Genomic DNA, 2972 nt, shown 5'->3' with positions numbered 1-2972 from the left:
ATCGAGAGTAAACGCCTTTTTCAAAGAGTTTACAAGCGATACCTACAAGCTGTGCTCATCGCCTCGGCTCCGCCTTCATGCAATCGCCCTGCACGCGGGGTCCGACCCCGGGGTTACGCCCGTGGTTTTGATTTATACTATCGTCCTTGCACCTCTCAACCGGCATGGCGCCAGCGTTTTGCTGCGCAGCCAGCCAATCCCACACTTTCGAATGCTAAGGCCCGATATGCCATTTTCCTCACTGGGTCTGATTCCCTCACTCGTGCGCGCCGCCGGCAAAGTCGGCTACAACGCGCCGACCGCGATCCAGGCCGGCGCGATTCCCGTGATCTTGCGCGGCGGCGACCTGCTGGGCGCGGCCCAGACCGGCTCCGGCAAGACGGCCGCGTTCGCGCTGCCGCTGCTGCAGGCGATGCTGGCGCCGGCCAGCGGCCCGCGCCGAGTGCGCGCGCTGGTGCTGGTGCCGACGCGCGAACTGGCGGCCCAGGTGGGCGAGGCGATCCGCAAGCTGGCCAAGCACCTGCCGGTGCCGCTGAAGACCGCCATCGTGTTTGGCGGCGTGTCGATCAATCCGCAGATGATGGACCTGCGCGGCGGCGCCGACATCGTCGTCGCCACGCCGGGCCGCCTGCTCGACCTGATCGACCACAACGCGCTGACACTGTCGGGCGTGTCCATGCTGGTGCTGGACGAGGCCGACCGCTTGCTCGACCTGGGTTTCAGCGACGAAATCGGCCGCCTGCTGGGCATGATGCCGGCGCAGCGCCAAACCCTGTTCTTTTCGGCCACCTTCCCGGACGAGGTGCAGGCGTTGGCCGACACGCTGCTGCGCGCGCCGGTGCGCATCGAAGTCGAATCGGCGCCGCAGGACGCGCCCGACATCTTGCAGCGCGCCATCGCCGTCGACGCGTCGCGCCGCACCATGCTGCTCAAGCACTTGATCCTGGAACAGAAATGGGAGCGCGTGCTGGTGTTCGTCGCCACCAAATACGCCGCCGAGCACGTGGCCGAGAAGCTGCAGCGCAACGGCATCAAGGCCGACCCCTTCCACGGCGAGTTCAGCCAGGGCGCGCGCAGCCAGGTGCTGTCCGACTTCAAGGCCAGCCGCATCCAGGTGCTGGTGGCAACCGATGTTGCCGCGCGCGGCATCGACATCGCGCAATTGCCGGCGGTGGTCAACTACGACCTGCCGCGCTCGGCGGTCGACTACACCCACCGCATCGGCCGCACCGGCCGCGCCGGCCACAGCGGCGTCGCGGTCAGCTTCGTCAGCGCCGACACCGAGGCGCATTTCCGGCTGATCGAAAAGCGCCAGAACGTGCTGCTGGCGCGCGAAATCATCGCCGGCTTCGAGCCGGTCGAGCCGGCCGCCGTCATCGTCGAGCACGCCGCGACCGACACCGTCAACGGCGGCGTCAAGGGCGCGCGCAAGAGTAAAAAAGACAAGCTGCGCGAAGCGGCCGCCAAAGCCGAATAAGGCGCGACAAAAGCCCGCGGCCCAAACATGGGGTCGCGGACCCTCGGCGCCAAGGCGGGAAGGCCCAACCCCGGCCCTTGCCCTTGGTTTTCATGCGCTCGCCACGCCGCGTGACTTTCCCTTGAGTAATCGTAAATTCCATTCCCAGCAAATTGCTATCCTTTAATTCGAAGGCGGGTTTCCGCACGTCTGCCGACAGCATCAAAGGAGAACTTCCATGCCGCACCGCTTGGCACAAACGCTTGGCTCCGTTGGCTTGACACTGCTATTGGCTACGCTCGGCGGATGCCGGGGCGGCAGCGAAATATGGAAAGAGGAGGTGCAGCTAAGCGACGGCCGTATTATCGTCATCGAGCGCGAGACCGTATTCGAGCAAGGCAGCGAATGGGCGCATAACGATCGCGTCGGCAAGCCAAAGAGGCAACGAATTCGGCTTGAGCCGGCGAACGGATCGAAGAAAATGATCGTGTGGAACACCACCAAAAAATCCCCGGATGGCTTGCCCGAAGTACCGTTGATTTTTGATGTCGAGGACGGCGCACCGGTGGTAATGTCCAGCGTCGAGCTCACGGCGGGGTGCGAAATGTACTCGAAATACGTCTACTGGAACGGCATCTGGGTGGAAGAACGGCTGCCCGACACTTTCACGCGGCGCTCGACGAACCTGCTGGTCCGGGACGGCGCGGACCTGCCGCAACTCGTCGGTTTGCGGGAAAAGCAAGCTGGCGGCGCCCGTATGGGGAAACGGCCCGCGCTCAGGCAGGTGGGGCCGGTCCTGACGGTGTGCGACAACTAGCGTCTTGAATTGTGCCTGCCCGCCATTCCAACCAGGTATACGGTGCCTGTCGCTCGCCGATTCCACCACATCTCTTTGTCAATCACCATTACTCGCTCAGCACACTCATGCCTTGAGTGACGAATCGCGCAAGCGCCCATGCGTACCGATCCTCAGCGCTAACCAATCCGTCCCCGAACACCAGACTGGCCTCGCGCGGACGTTGCGGCGCTCTGCCGTTCAAGTACCGCGACATCGAACTTTTTTGTGAGATTCTTTAGGAACCAGTGACTAAAACCAATTCGCACTATTTCAAAAATACTATTATCTTTTTCATTTTATTGGTCGCGTGGTTGCCTGTCGAACCCGGCGGCGCCACTGACCAGCCGCAATTGCCGCAGGCCGTCCCGGCGTTGATCTTCGATAGGAGTATCTCATGTGTGACGAAAATTCTTGCTTAAAGACGATCATTGCCGTCGGTTTGATTTTTTTCATGGTGGTTAGTATGAGCGCGTGCGTGGGCGGTAGCGAAAAATGGAAAGAGGAGGTGCAATTGAGTGATGGCAGAGTCATCGTTGTTGAGCGGGAAACGATACGTGCGCGTGGCGGTGACGAGTGGGCCCATAACCCACCTCGTTATACACAACTCTTGAGCGCCCCCATTTCGCGTAGGGTGCGTATCGTTTCCGCCGCCACGTGAACATCCTTCAATCCAAGCCA

Annotated in this window: 2 protein-coding genes; both read left to right on the top strand. The window is 61.9% G+C overall.

What is annotated here, in order from left to right; all coding sequences use genetic code 11:
- The first annotated feature begins 226 nt into the window (after positions 1 to 226).
- Positions 227 to 1477: a DEAD/DEAH box helicase gene (locus ACFDR9_RS27350; protein ID WP_026132435.1), complete on the top strand. Its 1251-nt coding sequence runs from the start codon at positions 227 to 229 to the stop codon at positions 1475 to 1477.
- 217 nt (positions 1478 to 1694) lie between these two features.
- Complete coding sequence (locus ACFDR9_RS27345; RefSeq protein WP_409033028.1) at positions 1695 to 2273, top strand: hypothetical protein; 579 nt, start codon at positions 1695 to 1697, stop codon at positions 2271 to 2273.
- Positions 2274 to 2972: the final 699 nt, after the last annotated feature.

The organism is Janthinobacterium sp. CG_23.3, from assembly GCF_046115965.1.
Lineage (GTDB): Bacteria > Pseudomonadota > Gammaproteobacteria > Burkholderiales > Burkholderiaceae_D > Janthinobacterium.
This window is presented reverse-complemented; position numbering and strand designations above follow the sequence as displayed.